The organism is Sorangium sp. So ce321 (assembly GCF_051530195.1).
In the GTDB taxonomy this organism is placed as follows: Bacteria; Myxococcota_A; Polyangia; order Polyangiales; family Polyangiaceae; genus Sorangium.
In genome coordinates this window covers 3,315,707-3,338,064 of sequence record NZ_CP150329.1, presented here as the reverse complement: position 1 = coordinate 3,338,064, position 22,358 = coordinate 3,315,707, and the positions used below count along the sequence as shown (strand labels likewise).

Here is a 22,358-nt window from a genome sequence, read left to right as displayed (position 1 = left end):
GGAGGGCGCGGCGCCGGGCTCAGGGGATGATCTTGCGCCGGCGGAGGTCCTCGAAGATCCCCCGGAACATCGCCTCCGTCTCGACGTGCTCGTGGAAGCCGGCCCGGCGCGCCCTGGAGCCGTCGGCGATCACGTCGTAGTCCCACGAGAACACCGCGTCGCCGAAGCGCCAGGACGACACGTCCCTGTAGGGGTGCCGCCCGAGCCCGTGCTTCTCGATCATGGCGTTCCAGAGCGGCTCCTTGTCGGCCATGACGTCCGCGAGGGGCATCGGCAGCGGGGGCGCCACCTCCAGGTCGAACATGCGGGCGATCTTCGGCCACATCTCGCTCCAGCGGAACGTGTCGCCGTTGTTGATGTTGAACGCCTGATTCCGGCCCGGCTCGCTGGTCGCCGCCCAGACCGTGGCCCGCCCGAGGAGGCGCGCGTCGGTCATCTCGATCAGCCTGTCGTACGCGGCCGGCTTGCCCGGGAAGCGCAGGGGGAGCCCGAGCTCCTTCGACATCGCCGCGTAGACCGCGATCACCATGGCCAGGTTCATCGGGACGCCGAGCGCGACCCCGCACACGACCGACGGTCGGATGGCCGACCAGGACCAGGCCTTGCCCTTCTGTCGCGCCTCGAGGAACGCCTGCTGATCGACGTTGAACTCGGGCGGCATGTGCGGCGCGTCGGTCTCGCGGGCGGGGGTCTTGAACGGGCCGAGGTGCGCCCCGTAGACCTTGTAGCCCTGCATCAGGCTGATGTGCTGCAGGCCGGACGCGACCGGCTCGATTGCCTCGACGACGTTGACGAGCATGGCGAGGTTGGGCGGCACGAGCTCGGCCCACGTCGGTCGCTCCTGGTAAGCGGCGAAGAAGACGTGCGTCACCTCGGCCAGGCTGCCGACCTTCTTCCGGCAGTCCGCTCGATCGAGCAGGTCGACCGCCACGTGCCGGACGCGGCCCGCGGGCTCTCCGCCTCGCCGCGACAGGCCGATGACGTCCCAGTCGCCGAGCGACGCGAGGTGCTCGACGACGTGGCGACCGATGATCCCTTGCGCTCCGACGACCAGGGCGACCTTGTTCTGCATGCTCATGGCTTCCTCCTGCCTCGATGTCCGGGCGCGCTCTCCTTCGGTGCTCTCGAGCGCAGGGGAATGGTGGAGCGCCGGGGCTGGGCGGAGAACGGGCTCGAGCCGCGAAGCACCTTTCGATAAAATCGAAAGGTGAGCGCGCTCCTCGAGATGCAAACGTTCCTGGAGATCGTCGACCGGGGCAGCCTCAGCGCCGCGGCGCGCGCCCTCGCGACGGTGCCGTCGACCATCAGCGCGCGGCTCACGGCGCTGGAGGAGCGGCTCTCGGTCCAGCTCGTGGTCCGCAGCACGCGGCGGCTCCGGCTCACCGAGGAGGGCGAGCGCTACCTGGTCGACTGCCGCCGGATCCTCGACGAGATCGAGCGGAGCGAGGCGTGCATCCGGCGCGGGCAGGGCTCGTTGCGGGGCAGCCTCCGGATCACCGCGCCTTCGGATCTCGGGCGCGGTCGCCTGCGCCATGTCCTCGAGGCGTTCACGGAGGCGCACCCGCGCATCAGCGTGTATCTCCACCTCTCGGACGAGGTCGTCGACCTCGTTCGCGGGGGCTTCGATGTGGCCTTGCGCGTCGGGCAGCTCCAGGGAAGCAGCTTGACGGCGCGCAGGCTCGCCACCGGCCACCGGGTCGTCTGCGCGGCGCCCGGCTACTGGTCGCGGCACCCGCGACCGAGCACGCCGGGAGAGCTCGCCCAGCACGATTGCCTGCTCTGGACCCCGGAGGGCCGGAACGAGGCGACATGGACGTTCGCGGCGGACGGCGACGGGACGCAGGCGATCCGCGTGACCGGACGGCGCAGCTCGAACGACGGAGCGCTGGTCCGCGCGTGGGCGCTCGCCGGGCTCGGGGTCGCGCAGAAGTCCTACTGGGACGTCGAGCGCGATCTCGAGGCGGGGCGGCTCGAGTCCGTCCTGAACCGGTTCGTCCGCGCGGCCGATCTCTCCATCGTCTACCCGAGCGGCCGCCATCTCCCGCGCCGCGTCCGGGCCCTCGTGGACCACCTCGTCGAGAGCTTCCGCGGCGCATGAGGAATGAGATCGCGGCCCGGCGCTACTCGCTCGGTCGGGAGCGCACGATCTCGGCTGCCCGAGCGAGCCACTCTGCAGGATCCCGGGCGTGATAGGGGTGCTCCGAAGGCTCGATGTTGTCGAGGAACTTGCGGTAGATGACCGCCTGGCGGGCAGCGGCGACGGGCGCGAGCCATCCGGCGGCGCGCTCCGGGTCGGATCCGGGGAGCGCGGCGCGCCACGCGCGGCTCCAGAGGCCCTGGATCGGGCCGACAGCGCCGGGCGGGATGGCGGCGAGGAACGCCGGCTGATCGAGCAGCGGGTGCCCGACGCCGCTGTCGCCCCAGTCCAGCAGCGCGGCCGACGTCGCGTCGCCGCGCGCGTTGCCGGGGTGAAAGTCGCCGTGAACGAGCGTATCCGGCAACCCGGTCTCGGCCAGGCGGCGGAAGCGCTCCGGCAGGTCGTCGACGAACCCGGCGAGGGTCGTCCGATCGCTGACGGCCAGCCCGGGCGTCCGCTCCAGCGCGTCCGCGATGAGCCGGGCGAGGGCCGGCGCGCGCCAGTCCGGCAGCCCCAGCGCCAGGAGGTCGTCGACCTGCCGGCTCATGTCGCGCTGCAGCTCGACGAGCAACGAGACGAGTCGCTCCAGGATCGGCAGCTCGGCCTCGTAGAGATCGTCCCCCGGGAGCTCCCGCATGAGGATCCGCCGGCCGTCGTGGCCGAGGAGCGCCGGCACGCGCCGGCCCGCCAGCTTCGCGACCACGGCGCCCTCGTGCCCGAAGAACGGCGGCACGTGCTTCAGCCAGAGCGTCTGGCTGCCGGCCTGGAGCCGCCACAGGCTCGACAGGTTCCACGATCGGATCTGCTCGGCGGGCGCCGTCTGCTCCAGGCCGTGAGCGCGGAGGACCGAGTCCGCCCAGGCGCGGTCGCCTGAAGGCCCGCCCGGCCGAGCCCACGGCTGCCGGAGCGGGTGGTCGTCGAGCGCCCCGCGCCATGGCTCGAGGCCGGGCGGCGGCGCGTCGACCTCCGCGAGGTAGGTGACGGCGCCGCCGTGCGGATACGGGAGCTCGGCGGCGAGCATCCTGAGGACCGTCACCTGGATGCCGAGGTGCTCGCGGGCCCCTCGAACGACCGAGCTGGCGTCCTGCCACCAGGGCGTCGCGACGGGATAGGGCGGCAGCGCGCCCAGGACCTCGCCCGCCGCGGTGACGAGCACGAGCCGGGCGAGGCGCGGCGGTTGAGGCGGCATCCGGCGAGGATAGCGAAAGGCCGCGCCGGGGACACGCCGCCCGGTACTTCGCGTCGCGCGCGAGCCATGGTCGGCGCGCCCCGGGGCGGTTGGCCCTCATCGAGGGCCGCAGGTCGCTCTGTCTCGCTCATTCAAGAGGGCACGCCAGCACTTCCGGCGCGCTCGTGCCGTGCGTGCCGACGCCCGAGATGATGTTGCCCTCCGGGTGGAAGAGGACCGCCCCGCCTGTCGGGCCCGACAGCCAGCATTGCTGTTGGATCGAGATCGATTGTCTCCCGCGCGAGGCGTCACAGCGCGCGATCTCGCCGCCGCGGATCGTGACGTCGCTGGCCTCGATCCTGATCCCGGGGTAGGCGCCCGACGTGCGACGCAGGACGTTGTTGAAGATGAGCGGGCTCTCCAGGATCACGCTCCCGACCCGGGCCGAGCCCGCGGGCAGCGACGTCCGCGAGCTGAGGTACATGCCGTAAAACCCGTTGCCCCAGGACCAGAGGTCCTGGAGCTCCACGCCGGTCCCCGCCTGGATATGAACACCATGGGTGCCGTTGTAAGCAGACCTGACCCGCTCGAGCCGGATCCCCGTCGGTCGGTACGCCTCGACGGGGCTCGCCATGACGACGCCGGCGCCGCCGTTGTGGTGGAAATAGCAGTCCTGGACGAGGACGTTGGCGGGCACCGGGCTGGGGATGTCGGGGGGAGCGCTGACCTGGGTGGCGATCCACAGGCCGTGTCCGTTGTGGACCGCCGGGGATCCATCGCCGGGATGAACCAGGCTATGGTGGACCTCGCAGTTCCGCACGGTCACGTTGGGGCTGATGATCTTGATCGCGGCGGCCGAGACCGGTCCGTCGATGTTCTTGATCTCGCAGTTCTCCACGAGGATCGGGGGCGTTTCATGGTACCCGGCGATCGATGCCAGGTAGATGCCGCCCTTCGGCACGCCGTCCACGATCACGTTCCGGATCACGCCGCCGGATCCCATGGCCAAGGTGATCCCGTCCAGGTTGGCCGGTTTGCAGGAAGGCAGCTGGGGCGTGAGGGGAGCGTACCGCATGATGACGTTCTCCACCTCGCAGTCCGAGCAGCGGTTGAGCTGGATGCCGCTGTTGGCCTTCTTGCGCGGCCCCTCGGTGAGCTCGATCTGCAGGTTGCGGATCCAGAGGCCCCAGACCTCCTCGACGCCGTCCCCGCTCCTCGCGGCCTTGTGGACCTGGATCGCCCCGGGGAGCTGCTCCGGGTTGCAGGGGACCGCCACGAGGGTCGCTGTGTCGGGGTCGCCGGGGCCGGCGTCGGGGGACAGCTCCGGCCCCTCCAGGCTCAGCGCGTCGTGCTGGGGTCTCAGCGGCGTGCGCAGCACGTAACGCCCGGCGGGGAAAGCCACGGTGCGCCGGAACGACCGCAGCGACGCCGCGCACTCGATCGCCCGCGCGATACCCGGGCTGTCGTCGACGGTGGCGCTGTGGTCGACGGAGGTGTCGGCGGAGAACGGCCATTCCGCCGGCCTTGCCAGGTAGGGCAGGACATCGACCACGCCGCGCAGGCCGACGGAGCCGGGCAGGCAGCAGCCCTCGCCCTGGCAAGCGTTCAGGTCCTCGTGCAGCACGGCGTCGCCATCGCATACGCCGCTGGCAGGGCAAAAAGGTCCGGTGCAGACCGGCGACGCCGTCGCGTAATCGGGACAGCTCGTGCCTGTATCCTGATCTGCCGTGAACGGCTGTTCGCTGTAGGACGCATCGAGGCTGCAGACATCCGGGTACGCGGCGCGCCTCACCGTGACCGGGTGATAGCCCCAGTCAGCGCCGGAGCCGCTGGACCAGGCAGGGGGCAAGGCCGCCCCGGCCGGGGCGGAGGCGAGGGCGAGCAAGGCTCCGATCCAGGCCCTCACGAGCCGCTGTGTCGACAGCATACATTGCTCCGTTCTTTGCGTGGGGTCGTGTAGTTACTGTCCAACGGAATGAGCAAGTACAGAAGTCGAGCGAAGCCTTGCTGAGCAGCGCGAGCGGGCTCCCCGCGACGCGGGGCCGGCGCGCCGCGGGCTGCCTCCGGCACGAAGGATGTTCCTGGGTGGGTACGATGCATCGATCGGCCCACGAGGCGGCCTATCGTCGCCGGAGAGCGTGGGGTCGTGGGGATGAGCGAGGCACCGGTGCCGGGAGACGGCGGACTGCTCATTCATCGTGGATTCCCTCGGTTGGACTCGGCTCCGGGGAGCGACGACGGCACGGCGGCCGGCGCGCGCGATCCATGGCGACGTCACGACGAGAACTGCCGACGACCCGGTACACCGCGGCGACGGCCGTGCGATGCGACCGCGCGCCGGCCAGATGTCACGAGACATGTGGCTGGCGAGCACCTCCCGCGCGGCGACGGCTGCGACGGCACATGGTTCTGTCGACGGACGTGCGCGACGGTGAGCGAGCGAGTCCACCGTCTGCCCGGCAACGGCAGGGGCCATGTGCACCGGGTGCCGCGGCATCAGCGGTGGCGAGCCGTGGCGGAGCTAACAGTATCACGCCGGAGGGCCTGGTCGAGGCCGGCTGGCTCCGTCGGCTCGCGCTCGATCTGGTGCACCGGACGTAACCGCTGCGCCGCTGCCGGCGCCCTGCGTTCGAGGCGATCCTCGGCGCGAGCAGCCTACTTCCTGGGCTCGGCGAACAGGCCTCCGTCCAGCCGCCGGAGGCTCGATGGCAGGGTGGACAGGGGGCCCGCGAGGATCATCGTCGTCCCCATCACGCGGAGGCTCCCCGCCCCTCGCGACAGCTCCAGGACGGCGCCTGTCGCCACCCTTCCCGGAGACTGGAAGGCCTGGGTCACCGTCCTGGCCGTACTTCCGACGCGACCGACGGGCTCGCGCGGCGTCCGAAGCGTTCCAGCAGGCATCGCCGGCGTCGTCTCGGCGGGCGATCTCGCCGTGTGGTCTGCCGAGGGACCAATGCTTTTTTTACGAAGCGTGGCTTGCGCGGCGAGCGCTACGAGGACCCGAGCGTCTTCCTCATACCGAGGCTGGTGATCTCGTAGCCGAGGGTTTCATAGAGCCTCCGGGCCCGCGTGTTGTGCGCGAAGACATGGAGCTCCAGATCCCGAGCTCCCAGGCCGCTCGCGACCTCCTCGGCGAGCTCCATGACCCGGCGCCCGACGCCCCGGCCGCGGGCCTCCTCTCGTAGCTGGATGTCGTAGATGACGACGCTGCGGAAGCCGTCGACGTCGGTCACCGCAAGCCACAGGTGTCCGACCGCGGCGTCCCCCTCCACGACGGTATAGATGTGGTGGTCGGGTGTGGCGAGCCCGCGCGGCAGGAGCGCTTCTACCTGGGTTCGCGCGTTGCGCCGCGCATCCTCCGCCCGTGCGCTCACGGCCACCGCGCGATCGTCCGCGTAGCCCTCGATCGCAAGGCGGGTGAACGCTTCCAGCTCGCTCACCTCCATCGGGCGCAGGGTGATGGGCAGACGAGGCATGCCGCGAGGCTACCACACACCGCACGGCCAGCGGCAGGTGCTGAGGGCGGACAGCCTCGCGAGGCGGTCTCCCCCTCGAGGTGCTCGTGAGCCCTGCCTCGGCGGCGCCTGCCAGGAGGGCGAGCGCTCGTCGATGCGCATCGAGCGCGCGACGGCATCGCATGGCTCAGAATCTTCCGAGGCCGCCCACCTGGACTGGGATTCAACCCGAAGCCTGTCGAGAGCTGCCCGCCTGAATTGAGAAAGTCACCGCGGAGCCTTCCGCGACCGCCGTTCTGAATTGTTTTCGACACCACGGCAGCGCCCTCTGTCGTGCGGGCTTGCCCCGTCCCCGAGCTGCGCCACGGCGGCTACCCGCTGCGAAGGCGCCACCTCCGTCACCTGTGCGTCCTCCCTCATCGCGGGCTGGCGCAGGCGCCGCTGGACGCTGGACGCTGGACGCTGGAGCAGATCAAGGAGCTCCTCGGCGGCTCCCACATCAGCGTCCCCCAACGCTGCGCCCACCTGGCGGACTGCGCCCCCGGCGCAGCAGCCAGGGAGACCCAACAGGCCTCTGGTGCACGGGCCGTTCGATCAGCCCACAGTCAGCCCACGACGCCTGAGGCCGATCCTACAAGTGCCCGAAATCACAGGGCACCCCCGGCGAGAATTGAACTTGCGACCTTCGGTTTAGGAAGGCCAAGCACTTCTGTTGATGATCTCGGCGACCCGCGGGAAGTTGGTGAAGTTTACCGATGAAATCCGCACCCGATGCCGGTGAAGACGACACCGGATGCCGGTGAAGTTCACCGGTGAAGATGCCGCTCAGTGCTTCTTGGTGCGGCGCTGCTTGGTGCGGGTGGCGTTCAGCTCCTTGGCTTCCTTCAGCCGGTAGCTCTCGGCCTCGATCTCGATCACCTCGGCACGGTGCACGAGCCGGTCGACGAGCGTGACGACGCACGCGGCGTGCGGGAAGACCTGGCCCCAGTCGGCGAAGGCCTTGTTCGTGCTGAGCAGCAGCGGCTTCTGCGCGTCGTAGCGACGGGTGACGACCTCGAAGAGCAGGTCGGCGTAGCGGCTATCGTAGGAGAGGTAGCCGACTTCATCGATGCAGAGAAGAGAGGGGACCGTGTAGCGCCGGAGCCGGCGCGCGAGGGCGACCGAGGACTCTTGCGCGGCGAGGTCGGCGAGCATGTCGCTCGCGGTCGAGAAGCGCACCGTGTGGCCGCGGACGACGGCCTGGTGGGCGAGGTTCTTGAGGATCATGGTCTTGCCAACGCCGTTGGGGCCGACGAGCACCGCGTTGTGGCCGGTGGCCAGGAATCCCAGGCCGAAGAGGTCGTCGACAGCCTCGCGGTCGATCTTCTTGGGCCAGGACCAGTCGAAGTCGGTCATGGGCTTGAAGGCGGCGACGCGGGAGTTCTTCATGCGGCGTTCGAGGCTGCGCTTGTGGCGCTCGCGCTCCTCAATGGCCAGCACCTCGCGAAGCCAGGGCTTGTCGGCGAGCTGCTCCCAGCAGGCGAGCAGGCCAAAGAGGCCGAGGCTCTTGAGGCGGTCTTTGGTCTCGGTGGGCGTCAGGTCGGTCATGGCGTCGAGTCCTTCTTCAGGGCGTCGTAGGTGGCGAGGGAATGCGGTGTGACGACGAGGGCGGCGTGCTGGCCGCGGGTGACGGGGATTGAGACCGGAGGCGGCAGGTTGCGCTCGGAGCGGCGGCGGTCGATCACCTGGCGGACGGCACCGATGTGGATGGTGTCGCGCTCGAGCACCTCGACCAGGGCCTCTTCGAGCTCGGCGGCGCCGATGGCGTCGAGCAGCTGGAGAAGCCGGGCGATCGCGCTGCCCACGTTATCGCCGCGCTCGGCGACGATGCGCAGGAATGCCTGGCTGCTGCGGGCGGCGCGGGCGAGGCGATCGAGGCCGCGGTGCTCGCGGGCGCGGCGCTTCTCGTCGACCAGGCGCTGGATGTGCTCGGGCTGCTCGATCTGCTGGCCGCGGTCCCACGAGCGGACGTGGGTCGCGACGATCTCGTTGCCGTCGGCGATGCGCACCTGATCGAGGTCGGCGAGGACGACGAGCGTGCGACGCGTCCGGTCGTGGGGGACCGAGTAGTCGTTGAGATCGAAGCGTGCGTAGGGGGTCTTTCCGACCTCGACCTCGACGCGCTCGTGGTCCGGAAACGGCGTGTCGGGGTGTCGCAGCAGCACGCTGCGCTCGTCGTCATAGGCCTGACGCACGGTGCGGGCGCGGTCCTCGACCCAGGAGCGATCGAGCGCCGCGGAGGTGGTCCACTCGGTCGCTTGTCGGTTGAGGTCGCCGAGGTCGGCGTAGGTCCGGGCCTCGAAGAAGGCCTCGCGGACGTAGCGGATGGCGCGCTCGACGCGGCCCTTCTCGTTGCCGCGCGCGACGGCGACGGGGCGCGGCTCGAAGCGGTAATGCGCCGACAGCGCCAGCAGCGTGGGGTGGAACCGGATCGCGTCGCCGTGGCGCTCGACGACGGCGCTCTTGAGGTTGTCGTAGAGCAGCACGCGCGGGACGCCGCCGAAGTCGGCGAATGCCTCGACGTGCCCGCGCACGAAGAAGGGCATCGCCGCGCCGGGGAAGAAGCGCAGGAAGATCCGTCGCGAGTAACTGAGCACCATGACGAAGGCCCAGAGCGGACGCAGCGCCCGGCCGACAGCCAGCTTGCCGAAGTGCGCCCAGTCGACCTGCGCTTGCTCGCCGGGCAGCGTGCGCAGCCGCTGAAATGCCTCCGCCGGCTTCTTGGGGCGCAGACGGCCGATCACCCGGCGCAGATGATCGGGACCGCCCGGATAGCCGCGCTCCTTCAGCATGACGAAGAGGCGACTGGAGCGCAGCGAGGGATACTTGCCGAGCTGCTCGACGATGAAGGGCACGAAGGGGTCGACCATGGACGGGCGCGGCGCGACGACCTTCGGATCAACGCCCGCTTGCCCGAGCACGCGCTGCACGGTGGTGTGGTGCAGCCCGAGCTGGCTGGCGATGGTGCCGACGGGCCACTTCTCGCCGTGGTAGAGGCGCAGGATCTCGGCCTCTTTCTCCTTGGTGTTACTGAGCACCGTTGTTGATGCGGATGGTGCGCTTGTCGATCCAGCTCTTTGATGGCGGGGCGGCCGGCCCACCGCAGCGGACCATCGCCGAGGCGGATCATGCTCGATGACGGCGTTGTCCGGGGGCGGCCAGTTGTCAGGACGTTCTCCGGCCATGCATTGCGCCGGTCCCGATAAAATTCTCAGCGCAGCTCCTGCTGCAACGACAGCGGCGGCGAGTGGCGGCTCCCACGGCAGAGAGGGCGTGGTGCATTCCGTTCACGCGTCGAAGATTACCAACACGACTCTTCACCCGTCCGCCCAACCAACGGGGTAGGTCAGCGGCAGGAGCGGAGCATCGGCGCGGCGCCGGCCACAAAATAGGCGACGGGAGGAGCTCGTTTGGCCGCGTGCCCCCTCCCGTCGTGCTCCGAATCGCTTGAAAGAGCGGAGCCCCCAACAGATCGTCCATCTGGACCTCGATGTCAAAGGCTGGCTCGCCTCGCCGCCCACCGTAGACCGCGCGCGGCCAGCCCGCTGCCCGCGTTGCGACGCTGCGGCTTGCCCGCTGGGGGCCGGGTTGGGGCTGTGGGGGCACGGAACGCGATCGCGGCAGGTGCGCGGGCCGCTGGCTGCCGGTGAGCGCGGCGGGCTCGTCACGATCGAGGTGCGCCGTTATCGATGCCGCCGCTGCAGCGCCGCAATCACGGTTGTGCCGCGGGGCGTCGCCCCGCGACGGCACTTCGCCGCGACCGCGATCGGTCTGGCCTTGCTGCTCGTCGGCGCCGTCGGTGCAGCGCTCATCGAGGTGCGGCGACGTGTCAGCCCCTGGTCTGCCAGCTTCGATGCCGATGGCTGGGTGACCGTGCGGCGCTGGTTACTCGCCATCGACCAGAAGCGCCTCTTTCCGTCGGTCCGCCCCAGTCCCCTCGCTTCTTCCCTGCGGCAGCGGGCCGAGCGGGCCGCGATGACGCTCATCGCGATGGCGCCTTGTGCGGCCGAGGTCCCCGAGGCTGCCGTCATGGCCGGCGCCGCGCGGGCCGCGTGATGGCGAGCGGCGTGCTGGCCGGGCTCATGTCGGGCCCCACCCGGTTGGATCCTCGGTTGGCGGAGCGCCTTGCGCTTGGATGGCTGTGCGGCCGGTGCGGTGTCACCGGCGCGGAAAGGACACGACGTGCAAGACCCCCTCAAGCCGAAGGACCACGCCGAAGCGGTGGCGCTCTACCGCAGTGAGATCATCGGCTCGCTCATGCACCGCGAGCTCGACCGCGGAGAGCTCGCCGAAGCGCTCGCTGACCTGAGCAAGCAGCGGTTTCGCCCCCCGCGCGCCCATTCTCCGCGCTCCTACTCGGTCCCCACGCTCGAGCGCTGGTACTACGCGTACAAGACCGAAGGTCTCGAAGGCCTGCACCCCAAGCCCCGCAAGGACAAGGGGCGGGCTCGAGAGCTCACCCCTGAGCAACGGCAGATGCTGCTCGACATTCGAGAAGAGCACCCGAGCGCGTCGGTCTCGCTCATCCTCGACACCCTGATCGCGGAGGGCCGCATCGACAAGGGCGCCATCTCCGCCACCACGGTGCGACGCCTGTATGCCGAACACCACCTCGATCGCGTCGCGCTGCGCGAGCGCACGGGCGGCAAGGTGCGGCTGCGCTGGCAGGCCGAGCACCCCGGCGCTCTGTGGCACGGCGACGTGTGTCACGCGTCTCCGATCCTCGTGAGCGGCAGCCCGGCGCCGGTGCGGATCCACGCGCTGCTCGACGACGCTTCCCGGTACATCCTCGCCATCGAGGCGATGAGCGGCGAGCGAGAGGTCGACATGCTGGCGCTCTTCATCCGGGCGCTGCGCAAGCACGGCGCTCCCGACGCCCTCTACCTGGACAACGGCTCGACCTACCGCGGGCACACCTTGCACCTTGCGTGCGAGCGACTCGGCACCACCCTGATCCACGCCCGTCCCTACGACGCCCCCGCACGCGGCAAGATGGAGCGCTTCTGGAGGACGTTGCGACAGAGATGCCTGGACTTCACCGGAGCGCTCGGCTCGCTGCACGACCTCAACGTGCGGCTCTACGCCTGGGTCGACGAGCACTACCACCGCACACCGCACGCGGCGCTCTTCGGAAAATCCCCCGCGCAGGTCTACGAGGAGTATCCCCACGTCACCGACGACCTCGACGAGCGGAAGCTGCGCGACGCGCTCACGACCCAGGCCCGCCGGCGCGTCCGGCGCGACAGTACGCTCTCGATGGATGGAGAGGACTGGGAGACCGATCTCGGCTTCCTCGCCGGCCAGCTCGTCACGGTGTCGCGGTGCCTCGTCGCGCCGAACGAGCCGCCCTGGATCGAACACGAGGGCAAACGCTTCGCCCTGCACCGGGTCGATCCGGTGAAGAACGCGCATCGACCGCGATCGGCCTGCAACCTCGATGTCGCTCACGAGGCGCGCGTCCCCTTCGACCCGCCGAAAGCGCTCCTGGACAAGGCGCTCGGCCGAACATCCCGCGATGACGAGGAGGGATGACCATGGACTTCTGCAGCTACTTCAGCTTCACCGCAGAGCCATTTTCCAAGGAGGTCGAAGACGGCGAGCTCTGGCTCCCCCCTTCCAAGCAGATGGTCCTCGAGATGCTCATCGAGGCGGTGCACGCCAGAAAGAGCGTGCTCCTCGCCGGTGACCCAGGCGTCGGCAAGACGTGTCTGCTGCGCGCGCTCCGTCATGCCCTTTCGCCGCAGACGTTTCGCTTAACCTACTGCGCCAACGTGACGCTTGGACGCCGGGACTTCTATCGCCAGCTCTGTCTGGCGCTCGGCCTCGCTCGCTGCAGCACCGCTGGAGACGTCTTCTATGCAGTCAGCACTCACGTCGAGGAACTCGCGAAGGAGCGCGTATTCCCCGTCTTCGTCCTCGATGAGGCCCATCTACTTCATCAGGACACGCTCGATCATCTTCACATACTCCTTAATGTGCGCCGTGAGGCGCTGCCAAGACCGGGGACCGCAAGGGGTCCCCCTCGCCCAGGTCGAGCTGGGTGAAGAAGGGCGCCGCGAACGTCCCCGGAGACTGGAACGGGGGCCTGCAACAGCCGAGCGGCGTAAACAGCCGGTGAAGGAAGCTTCGGCGACCGAGGCCGGTGACCACAGGTGCCAAGGTGAGACCCGCATGGACCGTTGTCCAGGCAAATCGAAGTCGGTGTTAGAACCCTCTGTACGGAAGGATGCCCCGCCTCGTGCGGGTTTGCAGCCAGAGCCCGGTAGCCAATTGAAAGCACCTGGGTATGCCCGGCATGGGCATGCCGCCCCCCAGCCTCGAACGGGGGAGCGGTCCGCGCTGCCAGGGGCAAAGCCGACCACCTACAGCACCATGGGTCAGGGCAGTGAACACGGGAACCCCGAGCCGAGCGCTGGCGGAAACGCCAGCAAGCTACCAGGTCTGGCAATGTCTCGTCCGGGGGGCGGAGCCTCCGTAGTAGTCGGAGCGCGGGAGAGCCGCGCACATGGCAAAGGGAGGCAGTCCATGGGTGAAACGCGCATGGCGCCGGAGAAAGCCGTGTATGCGGCGCCTCAGTCCGATCAAAACTGGCTCCGGAGCGTCCAGCGCGAGCTTCACCGGCGAAGTAGAGACGATCTGGACTACGTCTTTCGTAAGCTGTGGGGATTCATTACAGATCCTCGCACCTTGCGATGCGCCTTCCATCGCGTCGCCCGCAATCGCGGGAGTCGCACGGCGGGCGTCGACGGAGTCACGGTGGTCAAGCTCGGACGAACGAGCGGTGGCAGCGATTCCTTCGTGCAGGGACTGCGCGAGGAGCTCAAAGCTCACCGTTTCCGCCCGAGCCCTGTCCGACGGGTGCGGATCCCTAAGGCAGGTGCCCCGGGGAAGTACCGAGCCCTGGGGATTCCCACCGTCAAGGATCGCGTCGTGCAAGCAGCGTTGAAGAGCATCCTCGAGCCGATCTTCGAGGCGGACTTCTTTCCCGTCTCGTATGGTTTCCGCCCCGGCCGCGGGGTCCACGGCGCTCTCGAGCATCTACGGATGCTGTTGCGGCCAAGGCCCGTGCGCAAGGGTGGGATCGAGCATCGGCGTCCGTATCAATGGGCCATCGAAGGAGACATCAAAGGCTGCTTCGATCACATCGGGCACCACGCGCTTATGAACCGGGTCCGCCGGCGCATCGGCGATGCCAAGGTGACGAGACTGATCGCAGCATTCCTCAAGGCCGGCGTCCTTTCCGAGGAGCAGTTCTCCCGAACGGAAGCCGGCACTCCCCAAGGTGGGATCCTGTCGCCATTGCTGGCGAATATCGCACTCAGCGCGATTGAGGAGCGGTATGAGCGTCATGTGTGGCCACGCCGCACCCCGACGGTACAAACCGATCCTGCGGGGATCACTCGACGAGCAAACGAGAGACGCGCCACCGACCGGCGGCGCGGCCTCCCGATCCTCGTCCCCATCCGGTACGCGGATGACTTCATCATCCTCGTTGCCGCCCCGCCCGGCCCGCAGCAGTATGCGGATGCCGAACGGGTCGCGAACGAGGAGAAGGCTGCACTGGCCAGCTTCCTGAAAGCCGAGCTTGGACTGGAGCTTGCAGAGGCAAAAACGCTCGTGACTCCTGTCACGAAGCCGATGAGCTTCCTCGGGCACCATGTCCTCGTCCGACGCCACCCCGGACATGGCCGGCAGGTGAGCGCGAGCCTCGTGCCGAAGGAGCGCAGCCAGCGCCTCCGGGAGAAGATCAAGCAGCTCTTCAAGAAGAGATCAACGGGCTCTTCGCTGCGGGGTCAGCTCCAGAGGCTCAACCCCATCCTGCGGGGTTGGGCGAACTTCTACCGGCACGCGTGGGGAGCGAAGAAGGTTTTCAACTTCCTCGACCATTACGTGTGGTGGACGATCGCCCGATGGCTTCGTAAGAAGCACCGCATCTCCCTGAAGCGCTTGATCCTGCAGTACGGGCAGCGCAGGTCCGGGGGACGAGGCGTGCGATGGACGGATGGAGGGGTCAGCCCTTTCGACACGTCCACCGTGCGCGTCGAGCAGTACAAGCTGGGGTGGATGCGCGAACCGTACTTCGCCACAAACATGGAGGGAGAGCCCGGTGCATAACGAAAGGTGCACGCCGGGTTTGGACGGGGGCGGCCGGAAACCGACCCGGCGCAAGCCGGGCACGGCGCCGGCCGCCCACCGAACTACGCGTGGGATAGCCGCGCACTGCTTTCGCTCGTCTTGCTTGGCTTGCCCGAGCTCGGCGAGCGACTCCGCGTGCGCCGCAATCGCTCCCTGTATTCGCGCCTCCACTACCGATTGACCATCGACCCGCTCACGCCGGACGATACGGCCGACTATCTGCGTGTACGTCTCAACCGAGTCGGCTGCACGAAAGAGCTCTTCACCTCGGACGCGATCGCGATGTTGCACGAGGCGGCCGCCGGCAGCCTGCGCGACACCGACCGACTCGCCACGGCCGCGCTCCGCGCCGCCGCGCGCAAGAAGCGCAAGCTCGTCGAACGCGATGTCCTGAGCCGCATCCTGCAGCTGGACGCCGAGGAGGCCGGGTGAACCCCGCCCCTCTGGCGGAAGGGGACACGCGGCGGCCCGACGACGAGGGCAGCGCAGCCGCCGCCCTCGTCGTTGCCCTCGCGCTCGCCCGCGACGCGCTCACCGCGAACTACCCGGACGACCTCGATCCGCTGTGCCCTCGCCTCTACGCCGTCGACGTCGTGCTCCACCACATCGACGGGCTGAGCGACGCCCTCGCTCGCCACCGCGCCGTCCTCGACGGCGATGACCGCCTCCCCACCCACATCGACTGAACTGAGACCGCCGGCGCTCTGCGACCGCCGAGGTAACCCGGCGCCTCGCCTCGCTGCAACCGTGGTGAGTAGAGATCCAGCTCGATGATGGCCATCAGGGAGCCGGATCTTCCGGCCATCAAACAGCCTGCTCGGCAACACTTGGCGATCACCGCCGCCTCCCGTCACCGCGGAGGCCCTTGAGGGACGCGGGGTGCGCGTCGGTGAAGAGCTGGCCGAGCGCGCCGCTCGCGCATGGCCCAAGGCGGAAGCCGCGCTCCGCAGAGCGAGCAGCGGCCGACATCTCGGATTGAATCGTCATCGTCGTCCTTTCGGCCGGAGGTGATCTCCGGCGCGAGCTGGGACGTCGACGCGGCCGCGGCTTGCGTCACCCCGTGATGCGTCACTTTCTGCGCGGAGAACTTGTCCCGCTGCCGGTCGCGGTACCGAGCCTGACGAGCGGCCTGGAGGCGGCGAGCGCGAGGCCGGGTGCGGTAGGCGGCGCCGGCGCGGCGGAGCGACTCACGACGCCGGAGCGGGCGGCAGTCGATGCAGAGGCGCTGGCCGCGGTCGCAGCGCCGGCAGAGGCAAAGCTGGACGCGGCAGCGGGTGCAGAGGGCGAGGCGGTAGGCGGACGACGGCAACGGGCTCCATGCCGCCGTTTTCTGGACCTGGAGCCCGGCTTGTGATGAAGGTGGGGGACTCCGTAGGCGGAGCTCCAGAAGGCTCGAGGGTGGCAGCCCTCGGGCCTTCGACTTTTCGGCGGGCGCACCGTCTACGCCGCCGAGGCGAGCATGGCCCAGATCGGCGTGGGTACCGGCGGTGAACGGTGAACGCCGGCGATTACGTGGCCGCGGTCTTCACCGATCCGACGCGGGACGCGATGATCACCGACAGCGATCCTCGCCGAGAGCAGGAGGCTACGCGCCCTCCTGGCCCGGTGCGGCGTGCCCGCTCGCGACCTCGACGACGTCCTCCAGGAGTGCCTCATCGGCGCCATCGTGGCGGCGCGCGAGGGCCGGTACAGGCCAGGGCCCTCGACGGACCCGGCGAACACGCTCCGGCGGTGGCTCGTGGGTATCGCGGTCCACCAGGCCGCGAAGTACCACGAGAAGGCGTACCGCTGCAGGGAGGTCGCCGTCGCGGATCCGCTGCCGCTCGTCACGGGCGAGGAGCCTTCCCCTCACGGCCCCGTCGAGGCTCGCTCCGTTCTGGAGGTGCTGCGGCTGGTGCACCCCCGGGAGCGCGCGGTGCTCGTCCTCGTCGGGACCGGCGAGGCCGTGACGGAGGTCGCCCGCGTCCTGGGGGTGCCCGTCGGGACCGCCTTCACGCGGCTCCGCCGTGGCCGCAGGCGCTTCGCCGCGGTGCTCGCGCGCTGGCGTCGTTGAAGCGGACCTCGTGTCCCGGAGACCGCTGCGTCCTCGCTGGCATGAGCCGCAGGTACGCGGTAAATTTTCTGTGTGGGCGCCACAGTTCCGACTCACCTGGCCGAGAACCTACGCCTCGCGTTCGACCTCCACGAGGCAGGCCTAGCGTTGATGCGGCAGAACCTCCGGCGACGGCTGCCCGAGGCGACCGAGACAGAGATCGACGAGCACCTTGCCGCTTGGCTACGGCAGCGGCCGGGGGCGGAGTTCGGCGATGCAGAGGGGCAACCTGTCCCCTGACCGCGACCCGCCCGCTGAGCGCGCGGCCGGGTGCGATGCGCCGCATGAGCGCACGTCGAGGACGCGGGCTACCGTCGGCGGGAGTTGCTGCGTGGGCCCTGGGGCGGTGGGGCAGCCGCCTCGGTACAGTCGCGGGGCGTTCGAGCAAGAGCGCGCCGTTAGACCTTGGTCAGGGACGCCGGCCTCCGCGAGTTCGGCTTGGCTCGGCCTGGGAGCGAGGTTCTACTGCCCAGTCTTGCGCGCACGGAGGAACGGCACGAGATCGATCACGCGCGCACGCCGCCGCAGGACGAGACAGGGCGGCGCGTCCTCCAAGGGCCAGTCGAGTTCGAGCAAAGCGTCCTCGTCTTCGTGTACGCGGCCCAGCAGCAACTCGGCGTACCAAAAGCAGAGCCCGTAGTACTTGATGACGGTCGCCTCCGGCAGATGCCGCCGGTGGGTAGCGAGCCGGTTCGCTTGGTCGACGAGTTTCTCGAGCTGCTCGCGCATGGTGCGGAACTCCTCCAGCAGAGCGACCTGGCCAGGGGTGGGTTCCGTCGGAAGGGACAGGGCTGCCTTAGCGCCTCCTCGGCGCCGCGACGATAGGTTGTTCATGCTCACCATGTCGCCATACGACCGACGCGAGTTGCCTGGTGGAGCAGCAAGTTTCCTGACACAGCAGTGTTCCGACAGCCGGGAGCAGCACCTGTTTCATCAGTGCGGTAGGTTTTTCGTGTGAGGCTTCGGTTCCAGCTCACTTGGCTGAAATCCTCTACTTTGCTCGCGAGCCTCACTAGAACAGGGTCGCACTGACGCAGCAGTGTCTCTGGCGACGGCTCGAACTGCACGAGGCAGCCGTAGCGCTGAGTTCGGCAGCGCGCAAGCGCACCGGCGCGTGGAGCCCGCCGCGTCTTTCTATAACCGCGTCTCGCTTGAGCGCTGAGCGCACCAGCACGCCGTCGTCGCCGTGTTGAACAGGCCTCGGGCTAGGGTCTCTGCAGACTTGCAACCGCCTCGGGCACTCGGCGAGCTGTCGCAGTTCGCAGCGGGAGGCCTCGGGCGGCGGGCGACTCGCTCAGCGCCACGCGTACGTCCGCGGCTCGCGTAAAATTTCCACCTCGCCGCCGCGGTCCTCAACCCAACGCTTCTCGGCGATCAAAATCGCCGTGCGACGACGCTCGAAGAACTCCTCCAGATCGCCAAGTACGAGTGCCTCATGCGCCGTCTCATCCACTAGGTGGCTGCGAAGGAGCTCTACGGGACAATCGCCCCGTAAGAGTGCCGCGCGCAACTCAGGCAGTTCGTGGGGAGGACACACGACCCTGTTCGCCGGTGAGCGGAGTGCGGTCGAGAGGTGTTTGTGCTTGGCTTGCCTCCGTATGAAAACCGGGACTCCCTCTGCACCTTGTGCGATCAACATGCCGATGTTGTCGCTCCCGCGTGCAACCAGCGTGAACGGATCGTTGAAGGGCCGGTTTTGGCCGTCTCTCGGTCTCTGGTCGGCGAGCACGAGCGCCGTGCCTCGGCTCCGCGCCCACGCCATGGAGAACACCCAGCACTCCTTCGCTTTCGGTAGCTTCTCGTCGCGTGCGCGGGGCGGGTCCGCGTGAGGGAGTCCAAGGCGATGGGCGAGGGCGCGCCAGTCGGCGCGGATCATGTGCGCGGGTGCGCCGCCAAATCGCTCGTCGAGGCAGACTTCCGCCGCCCATGCGGCGAGCTTGTTTTCCTGCGCCGGCTTCAGCGAGCCGCCCGCACGGTCAAGTGCACGGGCAACGAGCACTAGAATCTGGGTGTAGGGAAGCGAGCCTGGACCCGTGATGCCTAGCCTGTCCCCGAGCAAGCGCACCGTACTGGCCACGCGCTCTCCTGCGGTGTGGACCAGTGCTGGATGCGCCTTTATCTTCTGCGCGAGCTGTTCCGGATCAACCTCCGTGGGATCCAGGTTCGACACCGCTGCGACCACCTTGAGGAGCGCGTCGTCCTCCAGTTCCCCCCAGCCGCGAGGCTTTAGCTCCTCCCGGACAACCTCGATCTTTTCGCGCAGGTCGAAGCCTTTGCTCCAGGCGAGCGCACGCGTCATGTCGGCGTCGCCCATCGGCGTCCCCCCGTTGTTCACCCGCTTAAAGGTCAGGGTCACCACGCCGATGTCGTCCGTCGCGAGCGGAACGACGGGAATCAGGTAGTCCGTGAACGCGGAGCGCAACGCTCGCGCTCGGTTCGTGTGCTCGCGCGAGAGTGAAGTTCGTGCGCGCCACTCGTCGTAGGCCGTGTCGTCGAGGAGCACGGCAAGGGGCAGCAGAGCTCGCTTGTTGTCTTCCCCGGCAGGTAACAGGGACAGGTTCGGGTTCGTCTCGGCGGCGTCGCTCTGGTGATCGAACGTGAACTCTTGCTCTTCGAGGTCGAACAGGATGGACCAGGGTGTTCCGTCGGGGGCCTCGCGCACGTCCGACGCGGGCAACGGAGGTGCCTTACCCTCGCGGGTCCAGAAGCTGGCTGCCAACGCCGCGTAGAGTGTGGTCATGCGCTGACGGCCATCGAGGAGGTACTGCGGCGCGGACGCCTCCGATGGCGCGAGGTGGTAAGGGCCGATCGGGTTTTCCGCTGCCAGCTTGTGGCTGGTGCGCCAGACCATCAGGGCTCCGGTCGGCAGACCTAGGCGGACGGAGCTACACAGCGCCAGGCGCTGCTCTCCGGTCCACTCAAAGTCTCGCTGGAACGGCGGGATGCAGAGAGATCCCACGTGCAGCTCTTCCAGAATGACAGGAAGCCGCTCGACGCTGGGGTTGCGGAGGTAAGACTGTGCCATCAGATCCTCTCCATGATCTTCGCGAGGAACGCCTTGACCTCGCCAGTCTCGTCCTGAAGACATCGCTGGCTCCCGTAGAAGCTCGCCGAGAAGCCCGCGCCGAAGCCGTCTAGTAGTGCCGCTTGCTGGAAGGCGTCGAGCGTGTTCCACACGCTGTCGACCGTCCTTACGACGTCGGCTTGGGGCGGTCTGTTCCGGCGCAAGCGCCCTTCTTTCATGTCGACGAATCCGCGCACGTCCGCGTGGAGCTCGGTAAGCGCAATGGCCGCTAGGAGCCGGCGTCTCCAACTCCCTTCGGCGCCGGTGCCGATCGCAAGCGTCGCCCTCTCGGCTGGTGTTCGCGCCCTCTGGATCACGCGCCACGCGTCACGGCCGAAGCCGTCGCGGGCCCAGGTAAGCACGGCCCCAGGAGGCGCGTAGTTCTCCGCGGCGCGCCGGCTGAGGACGAATCCGAAGTGCGAGGGCTGTCGCTGAAAGGTTGTGGTTAGAACCGTGAGGTTCTGGCGAACGGCATCGGCCACTTGCGAGTAGGCGCCCGGCTGCGTGGCGTCACTGTCGCACAGGTACATGGTGCGGAAGACCTCCCGCGACGCGCTGTCCTGGACTGCTTCGATGCGCTGCGCCAGCTCGTTTATTCCACCGGCAGTCTCGAACACGACCCAGCCGTGTCGCTCAGCTTCGTCCAGCGCGCGTCGCGTGGCCTCGTCGGCAAAGGCGAGGAGGAACGCTCGGTCATTCCTGCCGTTCTCCAAGAGGACGCGCAGCGGGCGGCCAAGCAACGCGAACGCCTCGGTAGGGGTGAGCTCGATGGGAACCTGCCCGAACCGCGCGGGCCCCGTCGGGACGACGGCAACGCGCTCGGACGGGCCGCCTTCCGAGGCACGACGCTCACTCTCATCCCAGGCGAAAAGGACCTCCTCCGCTAATTCGCCTGGAAGCGTCCTGGCCCATCGGTCCCACGCCGCTCGGTCGTCGGGGACGATTCGATGGCGCCCCAGTAGCCCAAATGCGCAGATGGCGAGGAGCACGAGATCGTCGCGCGGCTGCGCCGTCAAAAGGGACGAGTCCAGTTCAACCTCCACGGGAACGTGACTCCTGTGCGCCAGCTCTCCTTGCTTGAATGAGTTCCCGCCTCATGACACCCATGGTATCGAACGCCTGCTCCAGTCTCGGTGTCGTGGGACGCCCCTCTGGATCGAGGGGAACGTCCTCGATGGTGGCAGCGCCATCTTTCCCGGCCTCAACCCAATAGAGGCGCACCGCGGCCGGCAGCGCTCCGACCGCTGCGGCGAGCGCCGCGATCAAGAAGACCTCTGAGTGCGTCTCCAGGAGCACGGACGCGGCAGGCTGCGCGCGCAACACGTCAACGATCAGGGCAACAAGCCCCCGTTGTAGCCGGGGGTGCAGGTGACTCTCCGGCTCCTCCACGCAGAGCAGCCCCCCGTCTCGGCGCAGGTGCTCGAGGGCGACCACGAGCGGAAACACCTGCTGAAGCCCCTCTCCCGAGTCGGGAAAGGGCACGGCGTACGACGGCGCGCCGACAGGCTCGAGGACCAAGCGCTGACGATCGGTGCCCAGAAACTCGACGTCAACGCGGCACTGGGCGTGAGTGAGGAACCAGGCGGAAACGGCACTGCGCAGCTTGGCATCGGAGGCGACGCGCGCGGCCGCGCCCTCGCCGCTCCCAGTGAGGACGCCTTGCGCACCGAGGGACGTGCCTTCCCGCGTGGGCGCCTGGCGCGTCGCCTGCAGCCAGATGACGCCATCGAGCGCGCCAGCCAGCCCGTCGCGGTGGCGATCCATGAGATCGCCCGCACCGGTCCGCGGGATAAGTCCGTCGAACACTAGCCGCTGCGGCCCCTGCGGCCCAACGTACTCGGCATCTCTGGGATCCTGAGCGGCCAGGTCCACACGCTCGAAATCCACGCGCTCGTCCGGCGTGGAAAGTTCGATCCGCTGTATGGTGGAGACGGCCCGAGAGTTGAGCCATCGAAAGGTCCAGCGCCACGCCGAGCCGTCGGACAATCCGACGCCAAGGACGAGATCGCTGTCCGCGTCATCGGGGAGCGGCCCGCGCCACCGCACCTCTTGGAACCCGGCCCGGCGCACCGGCTCGCCGAGGTCGAGACCGAGGCGGCCCGGGGTCCGGCTCGCGGCGAGTAGCGCCGGAACGCGCACGAGCGCGCTCTTCCCCGCGTTGTTCTCGCCGTAGACTAGGTTGAGACGCAACAGTTCCGGTCGCTGAGCATCTCGGAAGCCGCGGTAGCGGGCAAGCTCGATAGCCTGGATCTGCGGTGCCACCCTCG

At 68.8% G+C, this 22,358-nt stretch carries 20 protein-coding genes; 9 read left to right on the top strand and 11 right to left on the bottom strand.

Features of this window, described 5'->3' with window-relative positions; translation table 11 throughout:
• Positions 1–19 precede the first annotated feature (19 nt).
• The gene (locus WME89_RS12985) at positions 20–1,078 is read right to left on the bottom strand and encodes an SDR family oxidoreductase (protein ID WP_438009494.1); all 1,059 of its coding nucleotides are present in this window, start codon (positions 1,076–1,078) and stop codon (positions 20–22) included.
• Between the two features lie 129 nt (positions 1,079–1,207).
• On the opposite strand from WME89_RS12985, the gene WME89_RS12980 reads away from it, so the two are divergent.
• On the top strand, positions 1,208–2,098 hold the full coding sequence (locus WME89_RS12980; protein WP_438009493.1) for a LysR substrate-binding domain-containing protein: 891 nt from the start codon (positions 1,208–1,210) through the stop codon (positions 2,096–2,098).
• 22 nt (positions 2,099–2,120) lie between these two features.
• Here WME89_RS12980 and WME89_RS12975 read toward each other — a convergent pair whose 3' ends face one another.
• From WME89_RS12975 to istA, 6 genes are all read right to left on the bottom strand, one after another.
• Positions 2,121–3,326, bottom strand: coding sequence for a phosphotransferase family protein (locus WME89_RS12975; RefSeq protein WP_438009492.1), 1,206 nt, complete (start codon positions 3,324–3,326; stop codon positions 2,121–2,123).
• 127 nt (positions 3,327–3,453) lie between these two features.
• On the bottom strand, positions 3,454–5,232 hold the full coding sequence (locus WME89_RS12970; protein ID WP_438009491.1) for a right-handed parallel beta-helix repeat-containing protein: 1,779 nt from the start codon (positions 5,230–5,232) through the stop codon (positions 3,454–3,456).
• 728 nt (positions 5,233–5,960) lie between these two features.
• Positions 5,961–6,206, bottom strand: a complete 246-nt coding sequence (locus WME89_RS12965) for a hypothetical protein (protein WP_438009490.1) — start codon at positions 6,204–6,206, stop codon at positions 5,961–5,963.
• 89 nt (positions 6,207–6,295) lie between these two features.
• The gene (locus WME89_RS12960; protein WP_438009489.1) at positions 6,296–6,781 is read right to left on the bottom strand and encodes an N-acetyltransferase family protein; all 486 of its coding nucleotides are present in this window, start codon (positions 6,779–6,781) and stop codon (positions 6,296–6,298) included.
• A gap of 804 nt (positions 6,782–7,585) precedes the next feature.
• Positions 7,586–8,347, bottom strand: a complete 762-nt coding sequence (locus tag WME89_RS12955; protein ID WP_438009488.1) for an ATP-binding protein — start codon at positions 8,345–8,347, stop codon at positions 7,586–7,588.
• A complete protein-coding gene (gene istA / locus WME89_RS12950) occupies positions 8,344–9,837 on the bottom strand; it encodes an IS21 family transposase (protein ID WP_438009487.1) in 1,494 nt (497 codons plus the stop codon). Before istA ends, WME89_RS12955 begins: the two co-directional genes overlap by 4 nt.
• Before the next feature lie 409 nt (positions 9,838–10,246).
• Here istA and WME89_RS12945 point away from each other — a divergent pair, with 409 nt between their 5' ends.
• The 8 genes from WME89_RS12945 (at position 10,247) to WME89_RS12910 (ending at position 17,267) form a co-directional block, all read left to right on the top strand.
• Positions 10,247–10,855: a hypothetical protein gene (locus WME89_RS12945; protein ID WP_438009486.1), complete on the top strand. Its 609-nt coding sequence runs from the start codon at positions 10,247–10,249 to the stop codon at positions 10,853–10,855.
• Between the two features lie 126 nt (positions 10,856–10,981).
• Entirely contained in the window at positions 10,982–12,331 is a 1,350-nt protein-coding gene (locus WME89_RS12940) for a helix-turn-helix domain-containing protein (protein WP_438009485.1), read from the top strand.
• Positions 12,328–12,843, top strand: coding sequence for an AAA family ATPase (locus tag WME89_RS12935; protein ID WP_438009484.1), 516 nt, complete (start codon positions 12,328–12,330; stop codon positions 12,841–12,843). Before WME89_RS12940 ends, WME89_RS12935 begins: the two co-directional genes overlap by 4 nt.
• Before the next feature lie 481 nt (positions 12,844–13,324).
• Positions 13,325–14,914, top strand: coding sequence for a group II intron reverse transcriptase/maturase (gene ltrA / locus WME89_RS12930; RefSeq protein WP_438009483.1), 1,590 nt, complete (start codon positions 13,325–13,327; stop codon positions 14,912–14,914).
• Positions 14,915–14,920: 6 nt separating this feature from the next.
• Entirely contained in the window at positions 14,921–15,367 is a 447-nt protein-coding gene (locus tag WME89_RS12925; protein WP_438009482.1) for a hypothetical protein, read from the top strand.
• On the top strand, positions 15,364–15,621 hold the full coding sequence (locus WME89_RS12920; RefSeq protein ID WP_438009481.1) for a hypothetical protein: 258 nt from the start codon (positions 15,364–15,366) through the stop codon (positions 15,619–15,621). The genes WME89_RS12925 and WME89_RS12920 overlap by 4 nt, the downstream gene beginning before the upstream one ends.
• Before the next feature lie 926 nt (positions 15,622–16,547).
• Positions 16,548–16,988 carry an RNA polymerase sigma factor gene (locus WME89_RS12915; RefSeq protein ID WP_438009480.1) on the top strand — a complete coding sequence of 147 codons (441 nt, stop codon included), beginning with the start codon at positions 16,548–16,550 and terminating at the stop codon, positions 16,986–16,988.
• Positions 16,989–17,060: 72 nt separating this feature from the next.
• Complete coding sequence (locus WME89_RS12910) at positions 17,061–17,267, top strand: hypothetical protein (RefSeq protein ID WP_438009479.1); 207 nt, start codon at positions 17,061–17,063, stop codon at positions 17,265–17,267.
• Positions 17,268–17,489: 222 nt separating this feature from the next.
• On the opposite strand, the gene WME89_RS12905 is transcribed toward WME89_RS12910, so the two are convergent.
• From WME89_RS12905 to WME89_RS12890, 4 genes are all read right to left on the bottom strand, one after another.
• The gene (locus WME89_RS12905; RefSeq protein WP_438009478.1) at positions 17,490–17,756 is read right to left on the bottom strand and encodes a hypothetical protein; all 267 of its coding nucleotides are present in this window, start codon (positions 17,754–17,756) and stop codon (positions 17,490–17,492) included.
• 565 nt (positions 17,757–18,321) lie between these two features.
• A complete protein-coding gene (locus WME89_RS12900) occupies positions 18,322–20,052 on the bottom strand; it encodes a DUF262 domain-containing protein (protein WP_438009477.1) in 1,731 nt (576 codons plus the stop codon).
• Positions 20,052–21,134, bottom strand: coding sequence for a hypothetical protein (locus tag WME89_RS12895; protein ID WP_438009476.1), 1,083 nt, complete (start codon positions 21,132–21,134; stop codon positions 20,052–20,054). Before WME89_RS12895 ends, WME89_RS12900 begins: the two co-directional genes overlap by 1 nt.
• Positions 21,124–22,353 carry an AAA family ATPase gene (locus WME89_RS12890; RefSeq protein ID WP_438009475.1) on the bottom strand — a complete coding sequence of 410 codons (1,230 nt, stop codon included), beginning with the start codon at positions 22,351–22,353 and terminating at the stop codon, positions 21,124–21,126. The genes WME89_RS12895 and WME89_RS12890 overlap by 11 nt, the downstream gene beginning before the upstream one ends.
• Between the last annotated feature and the right edge of the window lie 5 nt (positions 22,354–22,358).